Origin of the sequence: Achromobacter mucicolens, assembly GCF_029866465.1 — a bacterium.
Lineage (GTDB): Bacteria > Pseudomonadota > Gammaproteobacteria > Burkholderiales > Burkholderiaceae_B > Achromobacter > Achromobacter mucicolens.
This window is the reverse complement of record NZ_CP123364.1, coordinates 3,461,306-3,486,676: the sequence shown is the minus strand read 5'-3', so window position 1 is coordinate 3,486,676 and position 25,371 is coordinate 3,461,306. Positions and strand designations below refer to the sequence as shown.

At 67.4% G+C, this 25,371-nt stretch carries 29 protein-coding genes; 14 read left to right on the top strand and 15 right to left on the bottom strand.

Going from position 1 to position 25,371, the window contains the following annotated elements; translation table 11 throughout:
- Window positions 1–63 precede the first annotated feature (63 nt).
- The 7 genes from QEP15_RS15910 (at window position 64) to QEP15_RS15880 (ending at window position 4,165) form a co-directional block, all read left to right on the top strand.
- Entirely contained in the window at window positions 64–543 is a 480-nt protein-coding gene (locus tag QEP15_RS15910; protein WP_063953791.1) for an OsmC family protein, read from the top strand.
- Between the two features lie 9 nt (window positions 544–552).
- A complete protein-coding gene (locus QEP15_RS15905) occupies window positions 553–1,101 on the top strand; it encodes a cysteine hydrolase family protein (RefSeq protein ID WP_280147691.1) in 549 nt (182 codons plus the stop codon).
- Window positions 1,102–1,106: 5 nt separating this feature from the next.
- A complete protein-coding gene (locus tag QEP15_RS15900) occupies window positions 1,107–1,331 on the top strand; it encodes a DUF3820 family protein (protein WP_056324642.1) in 225 nt (74 codons plus the stop codon).
- 153 nt (window positions 1,332–1,484) lie between these two features.
- Window positions 1,485–1,805, top strand: a complete 321-nt coding sequence (locus QEP15_RS15895) for a hypothetical protein (RefSeq protein WP_056324115.1) — start codon at window positions 1,485–1,487, stop codon at window positions 1,803–1,805.
- 76 nt (window positions 1,806–1,881) lie between these two features.
- Window positions 1,882–3,135 (top strand): Hsp70 family protein, encoded by a 1,254-nt coding sequence (locus tag QEP15_RS15890; protein WP_180098398.1) that lies wholly within the window; start codon window positions 1,882–1,884, stop codon window positions 3,133–3,135.
- An 85-nt stretch (window positions 3,136–3,220) separates the two neighbouring features.
- Complete coding sequence (locus tag QEP15_RS15885; protein ID WP_062840630.1) at window positions 3,221–3,808, top strand: NUDIX domain-containing protein; 588 nt, start codon at window positions 3,221–3,223, stop codon at window positions 3,806–3,808.
- Between the two features lie 24 nt (window positions 3,809–3,832).
- A complete protein-coding gene (locus tag QEP15_RS15880; protein WP_253856494.1) occupies window positions 3,833–4,165 on the top strand; it encodes a 2Fe-2S iron-sulfur cluster-binding protein in 333 nt (110 codons plus the stop codon).
- On the opposite strand, the gene QEP15_RS15875 is transcribed toward QEP15_RS15880, so the two are convergent.
- The 7 genes from QEP15_RS15875 to QEP15_RS15845 all read right to left on the bottom strand — a co-directional run bounded on the left by QEP15_RS15875 (window position 4,146) and on the right by QEP15_RS15845 (window position 8,633).
- Window positions 4,146–4,631: a hypothetical protein gene (locus QEP15_RS15875; protein WP_280147690.1), complete on the bottom strand. Its 486-nt coding sequence runs from the start codon at window positions 4,629–4,631 to the stop codon at window positions 4,146–4,148. The genes QEP15_RS15880 and QEP15_RS15875 overlap by 20 nt on opposite strands.
- Window positions 4,582–5,283 (bottom strand): DUF899 domain-containing protein, encoded by a 702-nt coding sequence (locus QEP15_RS15870; RefSeq protein WP_280147689.1) that lies wholly within the window; start codon window positions 5,281–5,283, stop codon window positions 4,582–4,584. Before QEP15_RS15870 ends, QEP15_RS15875 begins: the two co-directional genes overlap by 50 nt.
- Before the next feature lie 51 nt (window positions 5,284–5,334).
- On the bottom strand, window positions 5,335–5,784 hold the full coding sequence (locus QEP15_RS15865; protein WP_280147688.1) for an SRPBCC family protein: 450 nt from the start codon (window positions 5,782–5,784) through the stop codon (window positions 5,335–5,337).
- Window positions 5,685–6,122, bottom strand: coding sequence for an ArsR/SmtB family transcription factor (locus QEP15_RS15860; RefSeq protein WP_280147687.1), 438 nt, complete (start codon window positions 6,120–6,122; stop codon window positions 5,685–5,687). Before QEP15_RS15860 ends, QEP15_RS15865 begins: the two co-directional genes overlap by 100 nt.
- A 72-nt stretch (window positions 6,123–6,194) precedes the next feature.
- Window positions 6,195–7,346: a hypothetical protein gene (locus tag QEP15_RS15855; protein WP_056324136.1), complete on the bottom strand. Its 1,152-nt coding sequence runs from the start codon at window positions 7,344–7,346 to the stop codon at window positions 6,195–6,197.
- A gap of 14 nt (window positions 7,347–7,360) precedes the next feature.
- A complete protein-coding gene (fnr, locus tag QEP15_RS15850; protein WP_056324138.1) occupies window positions 7,361–8,089 on the bottom strand; it encodes a fumarate/nitrate reduction transcriptional regulator Fnr in 729 nt (242 codons plus the stop codon).
- Between the two features lie 97 nt (window positions 8,090–8,186).
- Entirely contained in the window at window positions 8,187–8,633 is a 447-nt protein-coding gene (locus tag QEP15_RS15845) for a gamma-glutamylcyclotransferase family protein (protein WP_152384840.1), read from the bottom strand.
- A 138-nt stretch (window positions 8,634–8,771) separates the two neighbouring features.
- Here QEP15_RS15845 and clpB point away from each other — a divergent pair, with 138 nt between their 5' ends.
- Window positions 8,772–11,378: an ATP-dependent chaperone ClpB gene (clpB, locus tag QEP15_RS15840; protein WP_226846246.1), complete on the top strand. Its 2,607-nt coding sequence runs from the start codon at window positions 8,772–8,774 to the stop codon at window positions 11,376–11,378.
- 94 nt (window positions 11,379–11,472) lie between these two features.
- Here clpB and QEP15_RS15835 read toward each other — a convergent pair whose 3' ends face one another.
- Entirely contained in the window at window positions 11,473–13,134 is a 1,662-nt protein-coding gene (locus tag QEP15_RS15835; RefSeq protein WP_280147686.1) for a CehA/McbA family metallohydrolase domain-containing protein, read from the bottom strand.
- 131 nt (window positions 13,135–13,265) lie between these two features.
- On the bottom strand, window positions 13,266–13,913 hold the full coding sequence (locus tag QEP15_RS15830; protein WP_062840786.1) for a TetR/AcrR family transcriptional regulator: 648 nt from the start codon (window positions 13,911–13,913) through the stop codon (window positions 13,266–13,268).
- Window positions 13,914–14,074: 161 nt separating this feature from the next.
- On the opposite strand from QEP15_RS15830, the gene QEP15_RS15825 reads away from it, so the two are divergent.
- The 3 genes from QEP15_RS15825 to QEP15_RS15815 are packed head-to-tail and all read left to right on the top strand — an operon-like array spanning window position 14,075 to window position 16,629.
- Window positions 14,075–15,286, top strand: coding sequence for a Tm-1-like ATP-binding domain-containing protein (locus QEP15_RS15825; protein ID WP_280147685.1), 1,212 nt, complete (start codon window positions 14,075–14,077; stop codon window positions 15,284–15,286).
- Between the two features lie 11 nt (window positions 15,287–15,297).
- Window positions 15,298–16,128 carry a phosphoenolpyruvate hydrolase family protein gene (locus tag QEP15_RS15820; protein WP_056324151.1) on the top strand — a complete coding sequence of 277 codons (831 nt, stop codon included), beginning with the start codon at window positions 15,298–15,300 and terminating at the stop codon, window positions 16,126–16,128.
- Between the two features lie 57 nt (window positions 16,129–16,185).
- On the top strand, window positions 16,186–16,629 hold the full coding sequence (locus QEP15_RS15815; RefSeq protein ID WP_152384835.1) for an SRPBCC family protein: 444 nt from the start codon (window positions 16,186–16,188) through the stop codon (window positions 16,627–16,629).
- Between the two features lie 25 nt (window positions 16,630–16,654).
- Here the strand turns inward: QEP15_RS15815 and QEP15_RS15810 are convergent, their stop codons facing one another.
- The gene (locus QEP15_RS15810; RefSeq protein ID WP_280147684.1) at window positions 16,655–17,620 is read right to left on the bottom strand and encodes a LysR family transcriptional regulator; all 966 of its coding nucleotides are present in this window, start codon (window positions 17,618–17,620) and stop codon (window positions 16,655–16,657) included.
- 89 nt (window positions 17,621–17,709) lie between these two features.
- Here QEP15_RS15810 and QEP15_RS15805 point away from each other — a divergent pair, with 89 nt between their 5' ends.
- Complete coding sequence (locus tag QEP15_RS15805) at window positions 17,710–19,167, top strand: N-acyl-D-amino-acid deacylase family protein (protein WP_280147683.1); 1,458 nt, start codon at window positions 17,710–17,712, stop codon at window positions 19,165–19,167.
- Between the two features lie 28 nt (window positions 19,168–19,195).
- Complete coding sequence (locus tag QEP15_RS15800; protein ID WP_056324159.1) at window positions 19,196–20,155, top strand: tripartite tricarboxylate transporter substrate binding protein BugE; 960 nt, start codon at window positions 19,196–19,198, stop codon at window positions 20,153–20,155.
- A 25-nt stretch (window positions 20,156–20,180) separates the two neighbouring features.
- On the opposite strand, the gene QEP15_RS15795 is transcribed toward QEP15_RS15800, so the two are convergent.
- From QEP15_RS15795 to QEP15_RS15775, 5 genes are read right to left on the bottom strand one after another with little or no spacing between them, the layout of a single operon-like run.
- Window positions 20,181–21,557, bottom strand: a complete 1,377-nt coding sequence (locus tag QEP15_RS15795; protein ID WP_280147682.1) for a sulfite reductase subunit alpha — start codon at window positions 21,555–21,557, stop codon at window positions 20,181–20,183.
- A 6-nt stretch (window positions 21,558–21,563) separates the two neighbouring features.
- Window positions 21,564–22,580 (bottom strand): FAD:protein FMN transferase, encoded by a 1,017-nt coding sequence (locus QEP15_RS15790; protein ID WP_152384831.1) that lies wholly within the window; start codon window positions 22,578–22,580, stop codon window positions 21,564–21,566.
- Window positions 22,581–22,593: 13 nt separating this feature from the next.
- Window positions 22,594–23,394 carry a DUF4198 domain-containing protein gene (locus tag QEP15_RS15785; RefSeq protein WP_142054614.1) on the bottom strand — a complete coding sequence of 267 codons (801 nt, stop codon included), beginning with the start codon at window positions 23,392–23,394 and terminating at the stop codon, window positions 22,594–22,596.
- 23 nt (window positions 23,395–23,417) lie between these two features.
- On the bottom strand, window positions 23,418–23,933 hold the full coding sequence (locus QEP15_RS15780; RefSeq protein ID WP_056324163.1) for a DUF2271 domain-containing protein: 516 nt from the start codon (window positions 23,931–23,933) through the stop codon (window positions 23,418–23,420).
- Between the two features lie 27 nt (window positions 23,934–23,960).
- The gene (locus QEP15_RS15775) at window positions 23,961–24,587 is read right to left on the bottom strand and encodes a PepSY-associated TM helix domain-containing protein (protein WP_280147681.1); all 627 of its coding nucleotides are present in this window, start codon (window positions 24,585–24,587) and stop codon (window positions 23,961–23,963) included.
- 224 nt (window positions 24,588–24,811) lie between these two features.
- Here QEP15_RS15775 and QEP15_RS15770 point away from each other — a divergent pair, with 224 nt between their 5' ends.
- Window positions 24,812–25,366 (top strand): HdeD family acid-resistance protein, encoded by a 555-nt coding sequence (locus tag QEP15_RS15770; protein ID WP_142054618.1) that lies wholly within the window; start codon window positions 24,812–24,814, stop codon window positions 25,364–25,366.
- The last annotated feature ends 5 nt before the right edge of the window (window positions 25,367–25,371 follow it).

The following is a 25,371-nucleotide window of genomic DNA, read 5'->3' as shown; positions in this document are numbered from 1 at the left end:
AGCTCGGCGTTCCTTGCGCGGGAGGCGGCATCGGGCTGCCGGCGCAGCGATAGGGCGACAGGCATGAAAGGCGAACACCATTACAAAGTTTCTGTCGAATGGACCGGCAACACCGGCGCCGGCACGGCCGGCTACGCAGCTTATTCGCGTGACCACCTGATCCAGGCCGAGGGCAAGCCCGACGTGCCAGGATCGTCGGACCCGGCCTTTCGCGGCGACCCCGCGCGCTGGAATCCCGAGGACATGCTGGTGGCCTCGTTGTCGGCCTGCCACAAGCTCTGGTATCTGCATTTTTGCGCGGTCGAAGGCGTGACCGTGCAGGCCTATCGGGACGAGGCCGAAGGCGTCATGGTGGAAGACCCGAAGCGCGGCGGCGCGTTTGCCTCGGTCACGCTCAAACCCCAGGTCACGATCGCGGCGGGCGGTGACGCCGCGTTGGCGCAAGCGCTGCACGAGCGCGCGCACCATTTCTGCTTCATTGCCAATTCCGTGAATTTTCCGGTACGGTGCGAGCCACGCATCGTGATCCAGTCTGCCTCCTGACGACATTCCATGAATACCGCCCTTATCGTGATCGACGTGCAGCGCGCGTTGTTCGAAACCTCGCCGCCGCCTTTCGAGGCCGCGCAGGTGCTGTCGCGCATCAACGCGCTGGCCGAACGCGCCCGCTCGGCCGGCGTGCCGGTCATCTATGTTCAGCATGAAAGCCCCGGCTCGGACCTTGCGCATGGCGCGCCGGGATGGGATCTGGACACGCGCCTGGCGACTTCCGCGCAAGACATCCGCATCCGCAAGACGACGCCGGATTCGTTTCTGCGCACGGATCTGGCGCAGGTGCTGGCGGACCGGGGCGTGACGCAACTGGTCGTGTGCGGCTACGCCACGGAGTTCTGCGTGGACACCACCGTGCGGCGCGCGGCGGGGCTGGGCTTGCCCGTGACGCTGGCGGCCGATGCGCACACCACGCACGACAAGCCGCACGCGGATGGCGCGCAGATCCGGGCGCACCACAACGCGACGCTGCCGGACATTTCGAGCTTTGGCGTGAAGATCGCCGCGGTGCCGTCCGCCGAACTCTTTGCCGGCGGCGGGCCGCGATGAACGTGATGGATCCGGCACTGCTGTCGCTGCTGGTCACGCGCGACATGCCCTTCGGCAAATACAAGGGGCGGCTGATTGCCGATCTGCCGGGGCCTTATCTGGCGTGGTTCGCGCGCAAGGGTTTTCCGCCTGGAGAGCTGGGGCGCCTGTTGGCGCTGATGCACGAACTGGACCATAACGGGCTGTCGTCGCTGCTGGACCCGTTGCGCCAATCGCGGCGCCCATCTTGAGGGCAATCCGGCAAGCGGGGCTGCCCGGAAATGCGAGGAAACAACTGGCGGCTTCCGTGTAGCGTCTTGGCACGACGCGGGCGCCACGCCGCGTAATACGATAGGGTCGCAGCCGGCCATCGGACCGGGCGCTGACTTATCGAAGAGGTTTCCATGAACAAACACCACGTCTCTGCCTTCCTGCTTGCTGCCCTGTGCGCGGCGGGCGCCGCCCAAGCCCAGAACGCCGTGCCCGGCACGACGCAGGAAATGCAGTTTCCGTCCAGCCAGGGCAGCCTGTCGCCGCCGTCGACGCTGCGCATGACGGTCACGCCCGAGACGCCGCCGGTGGTGATCCGCGATACGCCGCAAAGCCAGGCCGAATTCCAACGCTGCCGCACGGTGTCTGACCGTGCCGCCACGTCGCGCACGCAGATGCAGGCCGGCCTGGAGCAGTGCCTGCGCGAACTGGAGCAGCGCCGCCAGCAGCAATAGAAGCGGGTGGGAATCCAGGGCCGGAGCCAGAGCGGGTACACTTGTGCGCCGTTTTGCTCTAAGCGCCTGAATTCCCATGATTTCCACCGCCTGCGGCGTCGACTTCGGCACCTCCAATTCCACCGTCGGCTGGAGCCGTCCCGACCAACATGCGCTCCTGACGCTGGAAGACGGCAAGACCACCCTGCCGTCGGCCATCTTCTTTCATGACGAGGACGCCGAGGTCAGCTATGGCCGGGCGGCCATCTCCGACTACCTGGCCGGCTATGACGGGCGTCTGATGCGCTCGATGAAGAGCCTGCTGGGCAGCTCGCTCATCGATGGCTCGACGGAAGTGCAGGGCCGCTCCATCCCGTTCCGCGTGCTGTTGACGCGTTTTATCGCCGAATTGAAGGCGCGCGCCGAGGCGGCTGCCGGGCGCGGCTTTACCCGCGCCGTGCTGGGCCGTCCCGTGTTCTTCGTGGACGACCATCCCGCCGCCGACCAGACGGCGCAGGACACGCTGGAAGAGATCGCGCGCAGCGTGGGCTTTACCGACATCGAATTTCAGTTCGAGCCGCTGGCGGCCGCGTTTGACTACGAGTCGCAGATCAGCCGTGAAGAGCTGGTGCTGGTGATCGACATTGGCGGCGGTACGTCGGACTTTTCGCTGATCCGGCTGGGACCGGACCGCGCAGCCAAGCCCGACCGCCGCGACGATATCCTGGCCTATGGCGGTGTGCATATCGGCGGGGTCGATTTCGACAAGCAATTGAGCCTGGCGCATGTGATGCCGCTGCTGGGTCTGGGCAGCCAGCTGCGCAGCGGCAAGGACGTGCCGTCGACGCAGTACGGCAATCTGGCCTGCTGGCACACCATCAACCAGGCCTACACGCGCAAGGCAGCCGAGCACTTTGCCTACATCCGCGCCGAGGCCGGCGACCGCCAGAAGATCGACCTGCTGCTGAACCTGGTCAAGGAGCGTGCGGGCCACTGGGTGGCGGTGCAGGTCGAGGAAGCCAAGATCGCGCTGTCGGACGCGCCCGCCACGCGTATCGACCTGTCGCGCGTCGCGCCGGAGCTGGGCGTCGAGGTGACGCGCCCGTCGTTCGACGCGTGCGTGGGGCGATTGATCGACAAGGTCGAGACCACCGTGGGCCAGCTGCTGCGCGATGCAGGCGTGTCCACGGCGGACGTGGACACCGTGTTCTTCACCGGGGGCTCCAGCCGCGTGCCGCGCCTGCGCGAAAGCGTGTCCCGGCTGGTGCCCGAGGCGCGCAGCGTGGAAGGCGATTTGTTTGGCAGCATCGGGGCGGGCCTCGCGCTGGACGCGGCGCGCAAGTTCGGCTGACCGGTGGCCGGCGGGGCGATGGTAAGCTGCCAGGCGTGCTTCGCACGGCCATTCGCCCCTTCCTGTCCATGATCCAGACGTCCTCATGACCCGACCCGCCGATACCCATCTCGTCGAAACGCTACTCGCGAGCGAGGCGCCATACGACGGCAGCTTCCTGAAGATCCGCCGCGACACCGTCAGCCTGCCCAACGGCCACACCGGCATCCGCGAATACGTGGTGCACCCGGGCGCGGTGGTGGTGATTCCGCTGCTGGACGACGGCCGGGTGCTGCTGGAGCGCCAGTTCCGTTATCCCATCGGGCGCGTGATGACGGAGTTTCCGGCGGGCAAGCTGGATCCGGGCGAGGATCCGCTGGTGTGCGCCAAGCGCGAACTGCTCGAGGAAACGGGTTATACGGCCGCCCAATGGGCCCATGCGGGCGCCTTGCATCTGGCGATCGCCTATTCCACCGAGATCATTCACATCTTCTTTGCGCGCGGCCTGCAGGCGGGGGAACGCCAGCTCGACCAGGATGAATTCCTGGACGTGATCAGCACGCGCCCCGAAGACCTGATCGCCGCCTGCAGCCAGGGCGAGGTCACCGACGCCAAGACCCTGACCTGCGTGCTGTGGATGCAGAACGTGCTGTCCGGCGCCTGGAAGCTGGACTGGCAGGACAACGCCGCCTGAACGGCGGCCGCCGTCTCAACGCCCATGTCCTCGTACCCCGTTCTTGTCCAGCCGGCAGGCCTGCGTTTTGAGGCGCCCGCCGGCACGTCCGTGTTGCTTGCGGCGCAGGCGGCGGGCATCAAGCTGCCCAGTTCGTGCCGCAATGGCACGTGCCGTGCCTGCATATGCCTGCTGGTCGAGGGAACCGTCGTGTATGGCATCGAATGGCCCGGCCTGTCGCGGGACGAAAAGGAAGAGGGCTGGATCCTGCCGTGCGTGGCGCAGGCGACGTCCGCGCTGGAGATCCAGGCGCCCGGCGCGGCGCCAATCGAGGCACAGCCGCCCGCCGTCCGACCGCTTACCGGCGCCAGGCGCTGAGCGCGGCCACCGGCAACAGCGCGGCGGCCATGCCGGCGGTCATGCCCAACACCATTCCCCAAAAAGGTGCGGTACCTAGCGCCTGCGCCGTTTGAACGCCCAGGCGCGCGCCCAGCACCATTCCGATCGCCATCAGGATCAGGCATAGCAGGCGGCTTGCCAGCGGCGTTTTTGCCCCCGGACGCCGGGACCAGGGAAGCCGGGACCAAGGCAGCAGCGCTGCCAGCGCCATCGCGGCGGAACTGGCGGGCATCAGCGCCGCGTGCCGCCAGGCCAGTTGCACCAGGGTGCCCGGCGCACCGCATTCGCTGGCCAGCAGCGCGGCGGGCGTGCGCCATGTGTCCACGACCAGTCCGGCGCCCATGGCCGCCAGGCAGGCCAGCCAGAGACCCGCCATGCCGGCCGTGGCCGGCGGCTTAGCGCTGGCCGTGGCAGGTGTGGCGGGGGGCGTCGCCGTATTGGTCATGGTGGCGCACCCAGTCGCGTACGTCGAAATATGGGCCGTTTTCGTTGCGGCCCAGCGGCGCGATGTCCAGATAGTTGTACGCGCCCGCCAGCCGCTCCACGCCGCGTTCGAAGGCCGAGTAGGTGTGGAAGATCTCGCCGTCGGGATCACGAAAAAAGGCGCTGGCTCCAGGACGTTCCTCGACCGCGCCATCCGCCTGCGGCACGGACGCGCCGAAATCGAAGTTGAAGTCGCCGTCCGCCGAGGAATACCAGTCAAATGCCCAGCCCATGCGGACCTTGAACGCGGCCAGCCGGGCGTACGGCGCGCGCGAGACGGCCACCACCGACACGTCATGGTGCCGCAGATGCATGAGCGCGCTGTCCAGGTGGTCGGCCAGCAGCGAGCAACCCACGCAGCCTTCCTCCCAGTCCGGACCAAACATGAAGTGATAGACGATGAGCTGGCGCTTGCCGTGAAAGAGGGTCTGCAGGCGCTGCGGCCCCTGCGCGCCTTCAAATGTGTAGGACTTGTCCACCTGCACCCACGGCAAGGCCATGCGGTCGCGGGTCACGGCGTCGGTGGCGCGGGTCAGTTCCTTTTCGCGCCGCAAGAGCGCCTCGCGCGCAATGTGCCATTGTTGGCGGGATACGACGGGATGATCGGTTTGCATCGTACGTCTCCTCTTCGTGCCGGGCGCGTTGGCCCGGGCTCGGGTTCAGCGTCAGGCCGCGCCGGCCAGGTGATGGGCCAGCCGCTCCAGGGCGCCCGACCAGCCGTCTTCGTGGCCGTCGCGCGTGGCTTCGTCGACGAAGGGCGTCTGCAGGAAGGCAAGGTCGGTGCCGGCGCCCGCCGCCGTGAATTCCAGCGTGATCAACGAGACTTCCTGCGGGGTGTCGCGCCACGCCCAGGTGAACACCAGGCGGCGATGCGGCGCGACCTCCTGATAGCGGCCGCTGGCGTGGTGCTCCGCGCCGTCGGCGGTGACGAAGCCCACTTGATAGGCGCCACCCGCCCGCACGTCGGTTTCGGCCAGCAGCACGCGCTGCGTGCCTGCCGGGCCAAACCAGCGCATCAGCGCTTGCGGGTCCGTCCAGGCGCGCCAGACACGTTCGACGGGGGCGTCAAAGCGTCGCTGGAGCCGCAACTCGATGGGGGAGAGTCGGTTTTCCATGGATGGATTTCCTCTTCGTGATACAGGTATCGCGCCAGCGAATCCAGTTGGCCCGTCCAGAACTTCTCGTAGCGCGCCAGCCAGCCGGCGGCGGCGCCCAGGGGGGCGGGAGACAGCGTGCAGCTCACGACCCGGCCATCCTTGGCGCGCGCGATGAGTCCGGCGTCTTCCAGCACCCGCAGGTGTTTCATGAAAGCGGGCAGGGACATGGCATGCGGCTGGGCCAGCGTGCTGACCGAGGCCGTGCCGTTTTCCAGGTCGGCCAGCACCCGGCGCCGCGTGCCATCGGCCAGCGCGGAAAAGATGGCATCGAGGGCGTCATCATTTAACTTAACCATAAGGTTAAGTTTTAGGCCTGCCACGAACGCCTGTCAAGGCGGGAGGCTGCGGAATTTCCCTAGGGGGAGCGCTTATTTCGCGCGAGGCTTGATGATGTCGCAGGCCGCGGCGGTGCGGCTAGCCTGGGCGTCGCCGCCCAGCAGCGCCCGAACGCCACAGATCGACCCGAACATGCGCTTGCCGTCGTGGCCGACGCCGCCGACTTCGAAGGCGGTGTGGCGCAGGGTGACGGGCTTGCCGCCGCGCGCGGCCAGTACGTGTTCGTACTGGACGTAGCCCGTGCCGCGCGCCAGCCGGGTGGCACCCTGGGCTTCGGCGCCGCAGGCCTTGTCCAGCAGGCGGTGTTCGGGGTTGTTGTCGGCGCCGCCCAGCAGGTAGACCACATCGCGCGCGGCGTAGCGCACGAAGAGCGTGGCGTCGTCGGTTTCGCGGGCGTAGGCGGGCAGCTTGTCGGTGCCGTACTTGTACTGGTTGTAGGTCGGGCAGATGCCGCGCTCGTACGGCGCATAGCCTTTGCCGTCGGCGCGGGGCCGTTCGTTGGTCAGGTACAGGTAGGACGACGGATTGGCAATCACGTAGCGCAGCGTGAGGCCGTCGCGGCGCAGTGCGCCATCCAGATTGTTCAGCACCGCGTACCGGTGCACCAGTTGCGCGCCGGCGGAATGGCCGGCCAGCACCAGCCCGGTCAGCGACGGCAGCCGTTTGCGGTCGTTCAGGCTGCGCAGCAAATCATCCAGGACCTGGAACGAGGCGACGGGGGCTGGGCGGCCTGCGGCCTGAATACTTTCCTGGCCGTCTTCCCAGCTGGCCTTGCGCCAGGCGGCCATGCCGGCAAACCCGGAGTCGATGGAGCCGGAAAACCGGGGAGCGAGCACCAGCGTGTCGCCGGCGCGCGCCGGGTCGGCGGCGACCAGCGCCGCGGCGGTTTCGAAGTATTGGTCGGCGTCGCGCTTGACGCCGTGGATGACGATGAGCACCTGCTTGATGCCGCGCAGATCGTCCTTGGTCAAGTCGCGGTTGGCGTAGACCGGCATCTTGTACCGGTGACCGGGCCGACCCAGTTCAACGGTCTGCCAGCGCAGCGGCGCCGCGCGCTTGGGCGCGGGCGTGGCTTCGTCGTAGTCGTAAGGGTCCGGCAGCGGCGTCTGGGCGTGCGCGCTGGCAAATGCCAGCACGGCGGCCACCGCCAGCGCGGCAGGCAGGAGGGCAGGCGCCCGACGCATGGCGCGGCGACTGCTCAGCAGCTCTCGTGTCCCAGCAGTTGCTTGAGCGCCGGCAGGTCCAGGATGCGGACTTCGCGCTGGTTGATCTTGATGAGACCGTCGCGCGCAAAACGCGAGAACAGCCGGCTCACCGTTTCCAGCGTCAGGCCCAGGTAGTTGCCGATTTCTTCGCGGCTCATGCGCAGCACGAACTCGGTCGAGGAATAGCCCAGCGAGGCATAACGCTGCGACAGGTTCAGGAGGAAAGCGGCCAGGCGCTGTTCCGAACGCATGGAGCCCAGCGACGCGAGCATCTGGTGCGAACGCGTGATTTCGCGGCTCATGAGGCGGCGGAACTGCTGCTGCAGCGAGGGCAGGTGCGAGGCCACGCGATCGACTTCGTTCAGGCGGATGACGCAGACCTCGGAGTCTTCGAGCGCCACGGCGGCCGACACGTGCTTGCCGTCCAGCATGCCGTCCATGCCGACGATCTCGCCGGGCAGGTGAAAGCCGGTGATCTGGATCTGGCCGGTGGCGTCTTCAAGTTGCGTCTTGAGGCTGCCGAAGCGCACGCCGTACACGGCGTCCAGCGGATGATCCAGCGAGTAGAGCGTCTTGCCTTTTTCGACGCGGACGCGTTCTTTCACCAGCTCGTCCAGCTTTTCGACTTCAGCGGCTGCCATGCCCACGGGGACGCAGACATGGCCCAGCATGCACGTGGAACAGTGGGCGGCATCAGGGGCAATGGGGACCCGTTTTTGCATACGATGACCTTTAGAGTGCCCATTGCGCGGCGGGCGCCGGAACGGGTGTGAAGCACGAGACAGGCGTCTATTGTAGTCCGTTGTTACTACGGACGTCTTACGAGGGGCCCTTCCGGTCGTCCGGCGTTGTCCGGGAAACACGGTGGACGATCCAGTCGTCCCCGGCGATATCGATCGCCGTGGCCCGCCACGCGGGATCGATCGGGTAGTACTCGCAGTGCAGCAATAGGGGTTCGCCGGGGCCTTCAAGGCGGGCGCAGACCGTCCTGCGCACGAAGCAGCAAGGCTTGCCGGGCTCGTATTCCTCGATCTCGTCCATCAGGGCGAGCAGCGCCGTGCCGACGCGGAAGACGTCGCCGCGGACCCGCCTGCCGTCGTCCACGGGGATGAGTCCGGGCCAGTCGCCAAAATCGACCAGCATGCCGGGCACGCTGGCGGCGCCGACATGGCTGGCCGGGGGCAGGCCGCGCCGTGCGGCGGCCCGGGCGAGGTCGTTGATTTCGCCTGCCCGTAGGGTTCCGTACACAAAAACGTATATGCTCATCGATAAGTTTGCTGCTGCACGTCGAAAACGACCATGAGGGGCGCCGGGTGTTGAAATTGTCTCATCCGGCCACATATTCAGGTTATCGAGCCAGCCGGCACGTATCGGTCAGGCTCCCCACAAGCCAATACGACCATTATGCGATTCGACAAACTTACGACCAAGTTCCAACAAGCGCTGGCCGACGCGCAAAGTCTGGCCTCCCGCAACGATCACCCCTATATCGAACCCGTCCACGTGCTGTCCGCCCTGTTGTCGGATTCCGACAGCGGCGCCGGCAGCCTGCTGGCGCGGGCGGGCGTTGCGGTAAACCGTCTGGGCCCCGCCCTGGAGACGGCGCTCAAGTCCCTGCCGCAAGTGCAGGGCGATGACAACGTCCAGGTGGGCCGCGACCTGCAAGGCGTGCTGACGCGCACCGACAAGGAAGCCGCCCGCCGCGGCGACACCTACATCGCCAGCGAACTGTTCCTGCTTGCGCTGGCCGACGACAAGGGTGAGGCCGGCCGCATCCTGCGCGAGGCGGGCCTGCAGAAAAAGGCCCTGGAAGCCGCGATCGACGCCGTGCGCGGCGGCGAAAACGTCTCCGGCGCGGAAGGCGAGGCCAACCGCGAAGCCCTGTCCAAATACACGCTTGATCTGACCGAGCGCGCCCGCCAGGGCAAGCTCGACCCGGTCATCGGCCGCGACGACGAAATCCGCCGCACCATCCAGATCCTGCAGCGCCGCACCAAGAACAACCCCGTGCTGATCGGCGAACCCGGCGTCGGCAAGACCGCCATCGTCGAAGGCCTGGCGCAGCGCATCGTCAACGACGAGGTGCCCGAGACCCTGCGCGGCAAGCGCGTGTTGTCGCTGGACCTGGCTGCGCTGCTGGCGGGCGCCAAGTTCCGCGGCGAGTTCGAAGAACGCCTGAAGGCCGTGCTGAAAGAGCTGGGCCAGGACGACGGCCGCAACATCGTCTTCATCGACGAACTGCACACCATGGTGGGCGCGGGCAAGGCCGAAGGCGCGATGGACGCGGGCAACATGCTCAAGCCGGCGCTGGCGCGGGGCGAACTGCACTGCATTGGCGCGACCACGCTCGACGAATACCGCAAGTACATCGAAAAGGATGCGGCGCTGGAGCGGCGCTTCCAGAAGGTGCTGGTCGACGAGCCCGACGTGGAGTCCACCATCGCCATCCTGCGCGGTCTGCAGGAACGCTATGAAATCCACCACGGCGTCGAGATCACCGACCCCGCGATCGTGGCGGCCGCCGAGCTGTCGCATCGCTACATCACCGACCGCTTCCTGCCCGACAAGGCCATCGACCTCATCGACGAGGCCGGCGCGCGCATCCGCATGGAGATCGACTCCAAGCCGGAAGTGATGGACAAGCTGGACCGCCGCATCATCCAGCTCAAGATCGAGCGCGAGGCCGTCAAGAAGGAAACGGACGACGCGTCCAAGCGCCGCCTGGGCGTCATCGAGGACGAGCTGCAAAAGCTGCAGCGCGAATACAACGACTTCGAGGAAATCTGGAAGGCCGAGAAGGCCGCCGTGCAGGGCACGCAGGCCATCAAGGAAGAGATCGACAACGTTCGCGCCGAGATGGCGGAATTGCAGCGCAAGGGCCAGTTCGACAAGCTGGCCGAGCTGCAGTATGGCAAGCTGCCGGACCTTGAGGCGCGCCTGAAGGCCGCCGAGGTAGGCGCCGCCGAGGCCGCTGAAAACGCGGAAGGCGACGAAACCCGTCCGCGCCTCTTGCGCACCCGCGTCGGCGCCGAGGAAATCGCCGAAGTCGTCTCGCGCGCCACCGGCATTCCGGTGTCCAAGATGATGCAGGGCGAACGCGAAAAGCTGCTGCACATGGAAGAATTCCTGCACAAGCGCGTGGTGGGCCAGGACGAGGCCGTGCGGCTGGTGTCCGATGCCATCCGCCGCTCCCGTGCCGGGCTGGCCGATCCGGCGCGTCCGTATGGGTCGTTCCTCTTCCTGGGGCCGACCGGCGTCGGCAAGACCGAACTGACCCGTGCGCTGGCCGAGTTCCTGTTCGACTCCGAAGAGCACATGATCCGCATCGACATGAGCGAGTTCATGGAGAAGCATTCGGTGGCGCGGCTGATCGGCGCGCCGCCGGGATACGTGGGTTACGAAGAGGGCGGCTACCTGACCGAGGCCGTGCGGCGCAAGCCCTATAGCGTGGTGCTGCTGGACGAAGTCGAAAAGGCGCATCCGGATGTGTTCAACGTGCTGCTGCAAGTGCTGGACGACGGCCGCCTGACCGACGGGCAGGGTCGCACCGTGGACTTCCGCAACACCGTCATCGTGATGACGTCCAACCTGGGTTCGCAGCATATCCAGACGCTGGCCGGCCAGCCGTACGACGTGGTCAAGGAAGTGGTGTGGGACGAGCTGAAGCAGACGCTGCGGCCGGAATTCCTGAACCGCATCGACGAAGTGGTGGTGTTCCATGGCCTGGAAGCGCAGCACATCGAGTCCATTGCCCGCATCCAGCTTCGCCGCCTTGGCGAACGCCTGGAAAAGCAGGAAATGCGGCTGGAAGTGACCGAACCGGCGCTGGCGGAACTGGCCCGCTCCGGCTTCGATCCGGTGTTTGGCGCGCGCCCCTTGAAGCGCGCGATCCAGCAGCAGATCGAGAACCCGGTGGCGCGCCTGATCCTGGAAGGCAGGTTCGGCCCGCGCGACGTGGTGCCGGTCGACTGGCAGGACGGCAAGTTCGTCTTCACCCGCACCTTGCAGTAAGCCTGCTGCATCAAACAGAATGCCCGGCGCGAGCCGGGCATTTTTTTGCCTGCGCCGCGCCGCCGAATAGGGTGGCGTAGGCGAGTCGATCAGATCAGTTTTCGACGGTCACGAACACCGGGTTCGAATAGAACCACAGGTCGTTGTAGTTGCGCGCGTTGATCGCGTTAAAGCGCGCCGCGTTGTCGGCCAGGTCGATCTTGGCGTCCGGCAGCGGTTCGCCTGCTGCGGTTTCGCCGGCCACGTCCACGCCAAGGTTGGTGCCGCGCAGGCGCAGGTACTGGCTCTTGTCGGCGGTGATCGTGGTGCTGATGACGTTGTAGCCTTCGTCGTCCTCCTTCCAGTCCGCCTTGGTGAAGCGGGCCAGCACGCGCGTCGTGGGATTGGTGTCGGCATCGTATTCCGGCGTGCCTGCCTGGGCGCGTTCGGTCACGTCGCCCACGATGAGGTCCACGTGATGCACGGTGGGCTTCACGTAGGTCGGATTGCCGCTTTCGATCGGGTACTCGTAGTTGTTGCTGTCGGGGCTGCGAAAGCGGATGGTGACTTCCACTTTTTCACCCTTGGCCACCTTCAGCTCGCCGCCCATGTGCGCGGCGCCAGCCAAGCCCTTGGCCTGGAACTCCAGCGCGTCGATCAGATCGCCAAAGACGCCGAACATGCGGCCGCTCTTCAGGCCGGCCACCACCGCCGCCATGTCGTCACCGTCTTTCCAGACGTGCGTCTTGCTGTATTCGCCGGGCGCGTAGCCGCTGCTGTACAGGCCCGAGGCCGTGCGGAAGTGATAGTCCGAATCCGCCACGTTCCAGATGCGCCGGCCTTCGCCCAGCAGCGCGTCCCACGTGCCGCCCAGGTGCGCGACCAGGTAGTCCGTGCCGCCATAAGTGCGGTTGGGCAGGAAGGCCGTGGTGTACGCGGTGGCGTAACCGCCGCGGTCCGGTTCCATCTGGTTGCCGACCATGCCTTCGATGGCGAAGAAGACGGTGGGCGCCAGGTCGTTCATCTCGCGCAGTTGGGCGATGGTGTACTTGCCCGCGTAACGCGAGGGATGGTTCAGCAGCATGTAGCTGTCGGGGTGCTTGTCGCGCAACCACTTCAGCGCGGCCAGCGCGTCGGCGTGCGTGGTGTAGGCGCGCACCTGGCCGGACAGGCGCGAGACCAGCAGCGGGTCGAACTTGTTCGGATCGCGGTTGGTGAACAGGTATTCGAACTCGGCAACCGCCTCCAGCGACTTGGCGGACTGCGGATCGTTGTAGCCGATGCCGATGTTGACGTGGTCGTGCGTGGGCATGTCCCATTCGAACGACGAGAAGATGATCTTGCCGGCGTAGCGGCCCGCGGCCTGCGCCTGCTTGATGAAGGGCACCTCGTATTGCGCCATGCCTTGCGAAAACGGGATCGAGCCGCCCGCCAGGTTCACGCCCGTATGGTCGCGCGCGGACAGGCGCAGGTGATTCGAGATCGCGGCCCAATCCAGCTTGTAGCGGTCGAACGCCTGGTCCAGCGCGCTTTCCAGGCTGACCTGGGCGTCGTCCGACTGGAACGTATGCACGTGCAGGTCGCCCGTGGACCACGCGCCCGTCTCGACCGGCTTGGGCTGCTCGGCGGGCGGCGTGGGATCGGTCACGACGGGAGGCGCCGGTTCGGGGGCGACTTCGTCATCGTCATCGCTGCCGCCGCAAGCGCTCAACAGGGTCACGCAAGCCAGCGACAAAGGCATGAGGGCTCGCCGCAGGCGGGATACTTCGAACTGCATCTACAACACTCCAACGTCATGGCGGCGTGCAACACGCACTGCCGCGAAGCGCGCCACTATGCGGGCGGGGAATGACGTGGGAATGACAGCGGCGGGCGCGGACGCGGATCTGGTGCGCTGTCCGGGCCGGCCTATTTTTTGCCGGCTTTGGCTTCGGCCAAGGCTTGGGTGATGATGGCGTTGGCGGTCCAGCGCACGACGTCGGTGACGCCGGGCAGGTCCAGTTTCCAGATGTCCTTGAGCACCAGGAACACCTCGGTGCCGTATACCAGCGACAGCGCCTGCGCGACGCGCTCCTGTTGTGCCGGCGTCAGGTCGGCGGCAAGCGGGGCGATGGCGCGTTTCAGGATGTCGACCCGATGGCCGCGCACCAGCCGGGGCTCGGCGTCGGCCTTGCCGGCGCTGGCTTGCGCGTGCTGTTGCAGCGACACCAGGATGGCGGCGCGCAAGGGTGCTTCGTGGGCCTCCAGCCGCGGATAGGCGAATCGCAGCAGCTCGTCGACACGGGCCGCGGCGTCGGGCGCATCGGAATTCCAGGCGAGGATGGGACCCAGGCTTTCGTCCACCACGGCCGCGATCAGCGCGCTCTGGCTGGGGAAATAGCGGTAGGCGGTGGCGCGCGAGACGCGGGCGTGCTCGGCCAGTTCGGCGACGGACGGCGTGACGCCTTGCGCCATCAACTGCTGGGCGGCCTCGAGCAGCGTCTTGCGCATCCGGGCGCGCGGCCCGTGGGGCGGTTCGCCACTGGCGGCCGCCTGCGGGCTGGCCGGGGCGATCAGCTTGGCGCCGCCTGCGGTCGCGTGCCCCTTGCGGGCAGGGGAGTCGGATTGACGTGAGACAGGTGTCTCAGTATGATTCTTTCGTCTCATTTCTGGATTCTACAGGCCTTTGGCCTCACATATCGAGGCGCGCACGGAGTGTAGCCGCCCGCGGAGGAGTCATGACGCATACCAAGCAGCGGGTGTTTGTGGCCGCGACCTACGACACCAAGGGCCACGAGGCCGAATACGTGGTGGATGTGCTCCGGCGCGAAGGCCTGGACGTGGTGTCGGTGGACGTCTCGACCTCGGGCGCGCCCAGCGCCGCCAACGTCTCGGCGCAGGAGATTGCGCGCAGCCATCCGGAGGGCGCCGGCGCGGTCTTCACCGGCGACCGGGGCTCGGCCATCGCGGCCATGGCGTTGGCGTTCGAGCGTTATGCCGCCGGCAACGCCGAGATCGGCGCGCTGCTGGGCCTTGGCGGATCGGGCGGCACCGCGCTCATCACGCCCGCGATGCGCGCGCTGCCCATCGGCACGCCCAAAGTGATGGTGTCCACGATGGCCTCGGGCAATGTCGCGCCCTATGTGGGACCGTCCGACATCGCGATGATGTATTCCGTGACCGATGTGGCGGGCCTGAACCGAATCTCGCGCCGCGTGCTGGCCAATGCGGCCGGGGCGATCGGCGGCGCGTTCCGCCAGGCGGCGAATGCGGCCGCCGACGACGGCCGGCCCGCCGTGGGCATCACCATGTTCGGCGTCACCACCGCCTGCGTGCAACAGGTCACGCCGCTGCTGGAATCGCAGTTCGACTGCCTGGTGTTTCATGCCACGGGCACGGGCGGCCAGTCGATGGAAAAGCTGCTGGACAGCCGCCTGCTGGCGGGCGTGCTGGACCTGACCACCACCGAGGTCTGCGATCTGCTGTTCGGCGGCGTGCTGGCGTGCACTGAAGACCGCTTCGGCGCGGTGGCGCGCACGGGCGCGCCGTATGTTGGCTCGTGCGGTGCGCTGGACATGGTCAATTTCGGCGCGATGGACACGGTGCCCGAGCGCTACCGCAGCCGGCTGTTCTACCCGCACAACCCGCAGGTCACGCTGATGCGCACGACCGCCGAGGAAAACGCTCGGCAGGGCGAATGGATTGCCGACCGGCTGAACCGCTGCGACGGGCCGGTGCGTTTCCTGATCCCCGAGGGCGGCGTGTCCGCGCTGGACGCGCCGGGCCAGGCGTTCTGGGACCCCGAAGCTGATGCCGCGCTGTTTGCCGCGCTTGAAGCCAATCTGCGGCAGACGGCAGACCGCCGGCTGATCCGCGTGCCTTGCCACATCAACGATCCGCTGTTCGCGAAAACGGCGGTCGACCACTTTCTTGAAATTGCCGCACATTAAGGATTGCCGCCATGCCGCGTTTTGACCGTCACGAACTGCTGGACAAGTTTCGCGCCATGGTGCGCGCCCGCACGCCCATCGTGGGCGGGGGCGCGGGCACCGGGCTGTCGGCCAAATGCGAGGAAGCGGGCGGCATCGACCTTATCGTGATCTACAACTCGGGCCGCTACCGCATGGCCGGCCGCGGCTCGCTCGCGGGCCTCCTGGCCTACGGCAACGCCAACGAGATCGTCGTGGACATGGGCCGCGAAGTGCTGCCGGTGGTCAAGAAGACGCCGGTGCTGGCCGGCGTGAACGGCACAGACCCCTTCTGCGATTTCGATGTCTTCCTGGACGATCTGAAGCGCCAGGGCTTCGCCGGCGTGCAGAACTTTCCCACCGTCGGCCTCATCGACGGCAACTTCCGCGCCAATCTTGAAGAGACGGGCATGGGGTACGCGCTGGAAGTGGACATGATCCGCCTGGCGCACCAAAAGGGAATGCTGACGACGCCGTATGTCTTTAACGAGGACGACGCTGTGGCCATGGCCCGCGCGGGCGCGGACATCATCGTGGCGCACATGGGCTTGACCACCGGCGGGTCCATCGGCGCCGAAACTGCCCTGACCCTGGACGATTGCGTGGGCGCCATCGACCGTATCGCCGAGGCCGCGTTGGCCGTGCGCCCGGATATCATCGTGCTTTGCCATGGCGGTCCGATTGCAATGCCCGAGGATGCGGCGTACGTGCTGCGCGCCTGCAAGCATTGCCACGGCTTCTACGGCGCCAGCTCGATGGAGCGCCTGCCGACCGAACAGGCCCTGACGGCCGCCACGCGTGAATTCAAGAACCTGACCTTCTGATCCGCATTGCCGCAGTTTCCCCCTGATTCGACGCGCATCGCGTCCGCCGGAGCCCGTATGCCGCACACCGTACACATCACCGCCATCGTCAACGCGCCGCTGGACAAGGTCTGGCCGTTGTTCCGCGACTTCAATGGTCTTGGGGGCTGGCATCCCGGCGTGGCGCAAAGCCGCCTGGAAGAGGGCGGCCGCCACGACGCCGTGGGCTCGGTGCGGCACCTGACGCTCAAGCCGTCCGGCTTCGTGCGTGAGCAGCTGCTGATGCTGGACGATCCCAACACCGCACTGCGGTACTCGATCATCGAAACCGACCTGCCCATGCGCGACTACGTCGCGGGCGTATCGCTGCACCCCATCACCGAGGGCGGCGGCACGCTGGTGCAGTGGTGGGCCGACTTCCGCGTGGAAGGCGCGCGGCTCAGCGATGTGGCCGAGGCCGTGGGACAGAACGTGTTCGCGGCGGGATTGGCTGCGCTGGAGGAAAAGCTGCGCGCGAAGTGAGGGTGTCAGACACCCATTGGCTCGATTAGTGCTTCTGCCGCCCCGCAGATAGTCGGCGGCAGCCCGGGGGTAGCTGAGCCGTTCGCAGGTAGCCGTGGATGGCCGCGATCAATGCCTGTGCCGCCGGGCTCAGCGGGTATTCCTTGTTGCGGATGATGCACAGCGTGCGCACCACGGTTGGCCGCGCCAGCAGTGCGTAGGCCAGGCCCGGTTCCATGACGCGCTGCGCAGCCAATGCCGGCAGCAGCGCCACGCCCATGCCCGCCTTGACCAGCGCCGCCTGCGACGTGGTGCTGGACGCTTCATAGAACGGCGCCGCGGCCTCGATCGGCAGGTCCGCGCGGGCGCGCAGCAGCGCCATGATCCCTGTTTCATCCACCACGCCCACCAGCTTGCGGCCGGCCAGATCGGACCAGCGCATCGCGCCGTCGCGGCCCGGGCGCAGGCTGGCGTCGTCCTGCCGGTATAGCACGCCAAAGCGGTCCTCCAGCAAGGCGTCGAACTGCAGTCCGGGCGCGTCGGCCCAGCGGCTGGTCAGGCCAAAATCGACCTCGCGCGCGGCCACCTTGCGCTGGATGCGGCCGGAGTTGTCGTCGCTGAGATACACGCGCACCGCAGGATACTGCGCCGCGAACACGGCGGCCGCTGGCGCGATGAGCTGCGTGATGGCGGACGGCGCGGCGGCCACGCCCACCCGCCCGCGTTCCAGCGCGCCAAAACGCACCACGTCCTCGATCACGCCGTCAAAATCGGCCAGCAGCCGCATGACGCGCGGCAGGAATTCCTCACCAGCCGGGGTCAGCAGCACGCGCCGGCTGGTGCGCGCGAAGAGCTGCGTGCCGAGCGCGTCTTCAAGCTGGCGCACCAGGCTGGTAACCGACGACTGCGTCTGGAACAGACGCTTGGCGGCGTGCGTGAAACTGGATTCCTGCGCCACCGCGACGAACGCGGTCAGGTGCTTCAACGTGACGTGCTTGGGTAGACGATGCATTTCAAAACGCGATAGATGGATCAATAAAAACAATTTTTCCAGATTGATCGCGCCGACGATACTAGGGCCTTCATCAAGGCAGGAACACCATGCAGGGCACTCTGGATCTGATCATCGAAGGCGGCTGGCTCATCGACGGGCTGGGCGGTCCGCGCCAGCGCGCCGACGTGGGCGTGGCGGGTGAACGCATCGTGGCTATCGGCGACCTGTCGGCAGTCAAGGCCGCCCGGCGCGTGGACGCTGCCGGCAAGATCGTGGCGCCCGGCTTCATCGACGTGCATGGCCATGACGATCTGATGTTCGTGGAAAAGCCGGACCTTGCCTGGAAAACCAGCCAGGGCGTCACGTCGGTGGTGGTGGGCAACTGTGGGGTAAGCGGCGCGCCCGCACCGCTGCCCGGCAATACCGCGGCCGCGCTGGCGCTGCTGGGCGAGACGCCGTTATTCGCCAGCATGCAGGCCTACTTCGACGAATTGCGCGAGCGCCAGCCGGTGATCAATGTGGCCGCGCTGGTGGGGCACGCGAATCTGCGCCTTGCCGCGATGCGCGACCCGGCGGCGCAACCGACCCCTGCCGAACAGGAATCCATGCAGCGCATGCTGGCCGACGCGCTGGACGTCGGCGCGGTGGGCTTTAGCACCGGCCTGGCCTATCAGCCAGGGGGCGTGGCGCAACCGCCCGAACTGGAAGGTCTGGCGCGCGTAGCGGCGGCACGGGGCGCGATGCACACCAGCCATATCCGCAACGAAGGCGACGCGCTCGAGGCCGCCGTGGACGAGGTGCTGAGCATCGGCCGCAACACCGGCTGCGCCACCGTGCTGTCGCATCACAAATGCATGATGCCGCGCAATTGGGGCAAAAGCGCCGCCACGCTTGCCAACATCGACCGCGCCCGCGCCGAGGGCGTGGACGTGGCGCTGGACATCTACCCGTATCCCGGCAGCTCGACCATCCTGATCCCCGAGCGCGCCGACACCATCGACGACATCCGCATCACGTGGTCGACCCCCCACCCCGAGTGCAACGGCGAATATCTGAGCGATATCGCGGCGCGCTGGGGGTGCGACAAAACGACGGCGGCCGAACGCTTGTGCCCGGCGGGCGCGATCTATTTCGCAATGGACGAGAACGAAGTGCGCCGCATCTTCCAGCATGAGTGCTGCATGGTGGGCTCCGACGGCCTGCCGAACGACGCGCATCCGCATCCCCGGCTGTGGGGCAGCTTCACGCGGGTCTTGGGCAGATATGTGCGCGAGGCCCGGCTGGTGACGCTGGAGGCGGCCGTGGCCAAGATGACCGCGTTGCCCGCACGCGTTTTCGGCCTGACGGACCGTGGCCGAATCGCCGTGGGCGCATGGGCCGACATCGTGGTGTTCGATGCCGAGACGGTGATCGACCGCGCCACGTGGGAGGCGCCGACGCTGGCATCCGATGGCGTGGCGCACGTGCTGGTCAATGGCACACCCGTGTTTCCGGCCGCGGCAAACATGCCGCGGCCTGGCCGCATCCTTCGCCGCGATCCGGCCGCGGCGCAACCCCTTTCATAACAACAGCCGTTCCAGGAGACCCACCATCATGTTCCGCAAGACTTGCGCCGCCCTGGCGCTGGCCGCCGCGCTGCCGGCCGCCCACGCTGCCTTTCCCGACCGCCCCATCACGCTGATCGTGCCGTTCCCGGCGGGCGGCCCCACGGATATCGTCGGCCGCGTGGCCGCCGCCAAGGCGGGCGAGATCCTGGGCCAGCAGATCGTGGTCGAAAACCGCACCGGCGCGTCGGGCACCATCGGCATGACCGCCACGGCGCGCGCCAAGCCGGACGGCTACACCGTGGGGCTGGCCACCGTCAGCACGCACGGCACGGCGCCGCACCTGTTTCCCAACCTGGCTTATGACCCGGTCAAGGACTTCACGCCCATCAGCAACCTGGTGACCAGCCCCAACATCCTCAGCGTGAATCCGAATTTTCCGGCCAAGACGCTGGCCGAATTCGTGACTCACGTGCGCGCCAATCCCGGCAAGGACGGCTACGCCAATGCGGGGGCGGGCGGCGTGAACGACCTGGGCATGATCTGGTTCCTGCAGATCATCGGCGGCAAGATGAACAGCATTTCGTACCGCGGTTCGGCGCCTGCGCTGACCGACACGGTGGGCGGCGTGGTGCCGGTGATCTTCGACAATTTCCCGTCGTCGCTGCCCTACGTCAAGAGCAATCATCTAAAGGCGCTGGCGATCACCGGCACGGCGCGCAACCCGCGCCTGCCGGACGTGCCGACCTTTGCCGAGCAAGGCTACAAGGATTACGACGTGACGGCCTGGTACGGCGTGGTGGGTCCGGCCAACATGCCGGCCGACGTGCGCGACAAGCTGGCCGATGCCTTTGCCCGCGCGGTGCGCGACCCGGCGACCGCCGCAAAGATGGAAGAGACGGGCGCGTTTCCGCTGGGCAACACGCCGGCGCAGTTTGGCGAGCAGATCAGCACCGAACGCGATCGCTGGAAGACGGTGATCGACCGCGCGCAGATCAAGCTGCAGTAACCGGTCCGGGCAATTCGGCGCGCGTTCAGTACACGTCGCGCCGGTAGCCCCCGGCATGCTGCAGCGCCTGCAGGCGGTCCTCGCCCAGTATCTCGCGCAGCGCGGCATCCACGCCGCCCGCCATGCCTTGCAGGCTGCCGCAGACATACACGGCGGCCCCTGCGTCCACCCAGTCGCGCAGGGCGCCGGCCTGTTCGCGCAGGCAATGCTGCACGTAGCGGCGTTCGGCCTGGTCGCGCGAAAACACCCAATCCACGCGCGCCAACGTGCCGTCTTGCAACCACGCGTCGCTCTCGTCGCCGCAGAACCGGTCGTGAGCACCATTGCGCTCGCCAAAAACCAGCCAATTGCGAAGGTGGCCGGCCGCGCGGCGCGCCTTGATGAGCGCGCGCAGGCCGGCCAAGCCCGTGCCATTGCCGATCAGGATCAGCGGGCGGCCGTCCTCGGGCGGATGGAAATTGCGGTTGGCGCGCACGCGCAGCGCGATGTCGTCGCCGGGCTGCGCAATGTGCGTGAGCCAGCCGCTGCCCAGCCCCAGCGCGCCGTCCGCGCCGCGCATCTGGCGCACCAGCAGTTCGATGGCGCCGTCAGCGGGCAATGAAGCGATGGAGTATTCGCGATGCGCCTGCAGTTCGCCGCCGCGTTCGCGCCGGGGGCCGATCTCGGCGATGTCCCCCGCCTGCCATGCCGCGGGGCTGCCGGCAGGCGGCGTCAGCGTCAGCAGGTAGCAGGGGCCGCCCTGGCTATCGGGATTGAGCAACGTCCGGCCGGCCAGGCGCCAGGTGTCGTATGCCGGCGCTTCCCAGTCGGGCAGGTCGCTGCGGCCCGCCAGCAATCCCAGGTGATGCTGCCAATGACGCAGCGCGGCCGCGTCGTCGTTGTCCACCTCGACCAGGTCGAAGAGCGGCGCCGCGCCGTGCGCGTGCAGCCAGTCGTCCAGCCGGTGGCCGAAGCCGCAGAACTGCGCGTATTCACTATCGCCCAGCGCCAGCACTGCGTAACGCGCGCCCGCCAGCGCGGCGCCGTGCGGCGTGGCTTGCATCATGCCGGCAAAGGCGGCCGCCGCGTCAGGCGGATCGCCTTCGCCGTAGGTGCTGACGACGAACAGCATGCGCCGGTACGCCGCCAGCCGTGCAATATCCAATTGGTCCAGCGAGGCGACGCGCACGGTCAGGCCGCCGGCGCGCAGCGATTCCGCGGTCTGCGTGGCCAGGAACTCGGCATAGCCGGTCTGGCTGGCATAGGCGACCAGCAGGGCGTCTTCGGGCGCGGGGGCGCCAAGGGCCTGCAGCGCCATTGCATGTTGCGCGTCTTGGCGACGGGCGCGCCGCCAGGCCCACAGGCACAGCAGCAGCCAGGCCAGCACCACGCACGCCGCTGCAATCAACCGGGTATGAGGCATCAGCATTCAGGGCGCAAGGGCCAGCGCCTCGAACTGCGGCGTGGCCACGACGCGCCAGGCGTCTTCCCCGCGCAGAATGAAAAGCGCCGCGAGGCCATGGCGGCGCGCGTAGGCCAGTCCATCGGTGTCGCCCAGCACCGTCAGCACGGTGGCCAGCGCGTCGGCCTGCATGCAGACAGGATGCAGCACCGTCACGGACGCCACCGCATGGCGCACCGGCCGGCCGGTGCGCGGGTCGATGGTATGGGCATAGCGCGCATCGCCGTCGCCCGCGTGGCGCCGGTAGTCGCCGGACGTGGCGATGCTGCAGTTCTCCAGCGGCAAGGCCAGCGCATGGTCGTCGCTGGCGTCCGGCACCTCGATGGCCACGCGCCACGGCTGTCCGTCGGGGCGTTTGCCTCGCGCGCGCAATTCGCCGCCGACTTCGACCAGGTAATCGGTGATGCCCAGGGCATCGAGCGCCATCGCCGCGCGGTCCACGCCGAAGCCCTTGGCGATGGACGACAGGTCCAGATACACGCCGCCGGGCTGCCACGCCGCGCCGCGGTCTTCGTCCAGCGGCACACGTTGCCAGCCGCAGCGCTCGCGCGCCGCCTGGATGGCGGCGGGCGAGGGCGGTTCGAAGGCGCGCTGGTGCGGACCGAAGCCCCACGCATTGACCAGCGGTCCCACGGTGGGGTCGTAGGCGCCGCCGCTGTCTTGGGCCAGCATCAGCGCATGGCGCAGCACATGGAAGAATTCGGCCGGCAGCGTCTGCCAGCCAGGCGCGGCGCGGTTGTAGCGGCTGATGTCGGCGTCCGCCTCCCATGTGCTCATCTGCGCGACCACTTCGTCCAGCGCGGCCTGGATGGCTTGCCGCGCCGCCGCGTCGGCCACGCCTGCGGGCAACGCCATGCGCGCGGACCACGTGGTGCCCATGGTGGCGCCGGCCAATGCGGCCGGGTGCGCGGGCATCGCGCCATAGGCGATGCGAACGGCGGGCGCCGCCGCGCCGCGCGGCGCATAGGAAGGGGCATTGGCCACGCGCGCCGCTGCCTTACGGTTGCAGGACTTCGACGGTGCCCGCGTACGACAGGCGGCGCTTCTTGGCCTGCGGCACGGTGACCTTGGCGTCTTCCATGCCGGCTTCGATCCAGTACAGGCCGGGCTGCGGCCACTTGACCGAGAACTTGCCGTCCTTGCCGGTCTTGACCGCGATCTCGCCGACCTTGTCGCGATAGCGGCTGCCGCCGGGCACGACGGTCACGTCCAGGTCCGCGGCGGGCTGGCCGTCGAGCAGCATCTGGAACGTGGCGGCTTCGTCCGTGAAGAGGTCGTTCGGGTGCGTCACCGGCGCCAGCTCCAGGCCGCGGCCCACGGGCTTGACTGCCGACGGCTTGCCCGCGGTCACGAAGGTTTCGACGCGGCCCAGGCTTTGCGACACTTCAAGCTCATCGGCCTTGGCCGGGACGGCCTGCGCCAGTCCGTCGGCCTTGCCGAAATAGCGCTTGTTCTTGCCGTCTTCCTTCCAGCGTGCGAACACGCCGTCGTTGACCACGGCCACGCGGTAGGTGCCGGCCTGCTTGAGCTGCAGATCGAAGGTGCTGCGCAGCTTGCCTCGATTGATGTTCTCGGCTTCGGCGGCATTGCCGTCCGGCGCGGTCACGGTCAGGCCGTCCAGGCGCAGCGGCGCGTGATTGAAGTAGAACTTGTCGTTGCCGACGGCGGCGTCCACGGTGATCCAGCTATCGGTGCCCGACAGCACGGTGGAGGACGGCACGATCCAGACGTCATGCGCGTGGGCGGCAAAGGGCAGGCACAGCGCCAGCGCGGCGGCCAGTTTGGCGGCGGTTTTCATCGTTGCGTTCCTTTAGGACAGGGTCAGGGTTTGAGGTCGAGCGCGATGGCGCCCAGTTCGTGTTCGCCGCGCGCGGCCAGTTGCTCGGCCTTTTGCGGCGGCCACTGGAAGGGGATGCGCACCAGTTCGCGGCCGCCCACTTCGCGCGCGGCTTCGACCACCACGGCGTACTGCCCGGGCTTTAGCTGCGCCAGGGGCTTGCTGGCCGCGTCAAAGGACAGCGCGTGCTTGCCCACGGGCTTGGTCGCGCCGCTGACCCCGTCCACCGGGAACTGCTGGTTGCGGCCGCTGCGGCGCCACCACTGGCGCATGTCCTTGAGCCATTCGGTGCCTTCGTTGTTTTTCTTGGCCACGTCGTACCAGACCGCCAGGTCGGCCGCCACGCTCTGGTCGGGGTTCTCGATCCAGATCGCCACGTAAGGGCGGTGGTATTCGGCCACGTCCAGACGCGGCACCTCGATGGACAGGCCGATGTCTGCCGCGTGGGCGGTTCGGGCGATCAGGCCGGCGAGCAGCGCCGGCAACAGCAACTTGCGCATGGAAATCTCCAGGGCGTATCGATGGAATCAATGGATGAAAAGCAGCGCCAGCACCAGCGGAATCACGAGACCCAGGCCCACCATCGGCCAGGTCGCGCTGCGGTTGCCGGCGTGCATCTTGAGCAGCACCAGGCCAGTGAGCGAAAACACCAGACAGGCGACGGCAAAGATGTCCAGGAACCAGCTCCAGGCAAGGCCCGTGTTGCGGCCCTTGTGCAGGTCGTTCAGGTACGAGATCCAGCCGCGGTCGGTGCGCTCGTATTCCACGTCGCCGCTGGCGCGGTCGATGGAAAGCCAGGCATCGCCGCCCGCGCGGGGCAGCGACAGATAGATTTCGCCGTCCGACCATTCGGCGGGCCTGCCGGCCGTCGAGGCGTCCAGCGCGTCGTCCAGCCAGGCGGCGACGGCGGGGGGCAGGGGCGCCTTTTTCTGCGTGGGCGTGGCGGCAAGCTGCTGGAGCGCGGTGTCGGGCAGGCGGACCTCGCGGCTGGTCACCACGGCCTTCGATTCGATGTGCGACGCGTTGTTCAGGGTCAGCCCCGTCACGGCGAAGAGCAGCATCGCCACCATGCAGAGCGCAGCGCTGATCCAGTGCCACTGATGCAGGGTCTTGAGCCAGTAGGCGCGGCGTCGGGGAGCGGGTTGGGTGTCCATGGAATATCAGGCGGGAAGCGGGGCGGATTCTAACATTTAATGAGAATTACTCTTAAAAAAGCCCGGCCTTTGCGCACGCGAAAATTTCAATCGATTTCGGGCCGAAATGCCTGCTGCGCGGAGTCTGAACAAAAGCTGAACAACAGCTGAACGCGTGCCGCCCGGTGCGCCCGCCGCCCGGCGGGGCTAAGATAGGCCACCCTTTGCAATCACCGGAGGTCGTCATGCTGCAACAGCAAGTCGTGGATCAAATCGGTCGTCATTGGGGGTGGGTGGCGCTTCGCGGCGTCGTCGCCATCCTGTTCGGGTTCATGGCCATGTTCATGCCGGCCATTACCTTGTCGGCGCTGGTGCTGGTGTGGGGCGCCTTTGCGCTGGTGGACGGCGTGCTGGCGCTGATCGCCGGGTTCCGCATCCGGGACAACGGCAAGCCGTTGTGGGCGCTGATCGTCGTGGGCCTGCTGGGCGTGGCGGCCGGCATCGTCACCTTTCTGTGGCCGGGCCTTACCGCGCTGATCCTGCTCTACATCATCGCCATCTGGGCGATCGTGGCGGGCGTGTTCCAGATCATCGCGGCCGTGCGCTTTCGCAAGGCCATCCGCAACGAATGGCTGCTGGGCCTGTCCGGGCTGGTTTCGGTGATCTTCGGCGCCATGCTGATCATGCAGCCGGGCGCCGGCGCGCTGGCGCTGGTGTGGGTCATCGGCATCTACGCCGTGTTTTTCGGCATACTGCTGCTGGTCTTTTCCCTGCGCCTCAAACAACACGGCAACGCCTGAGCTCC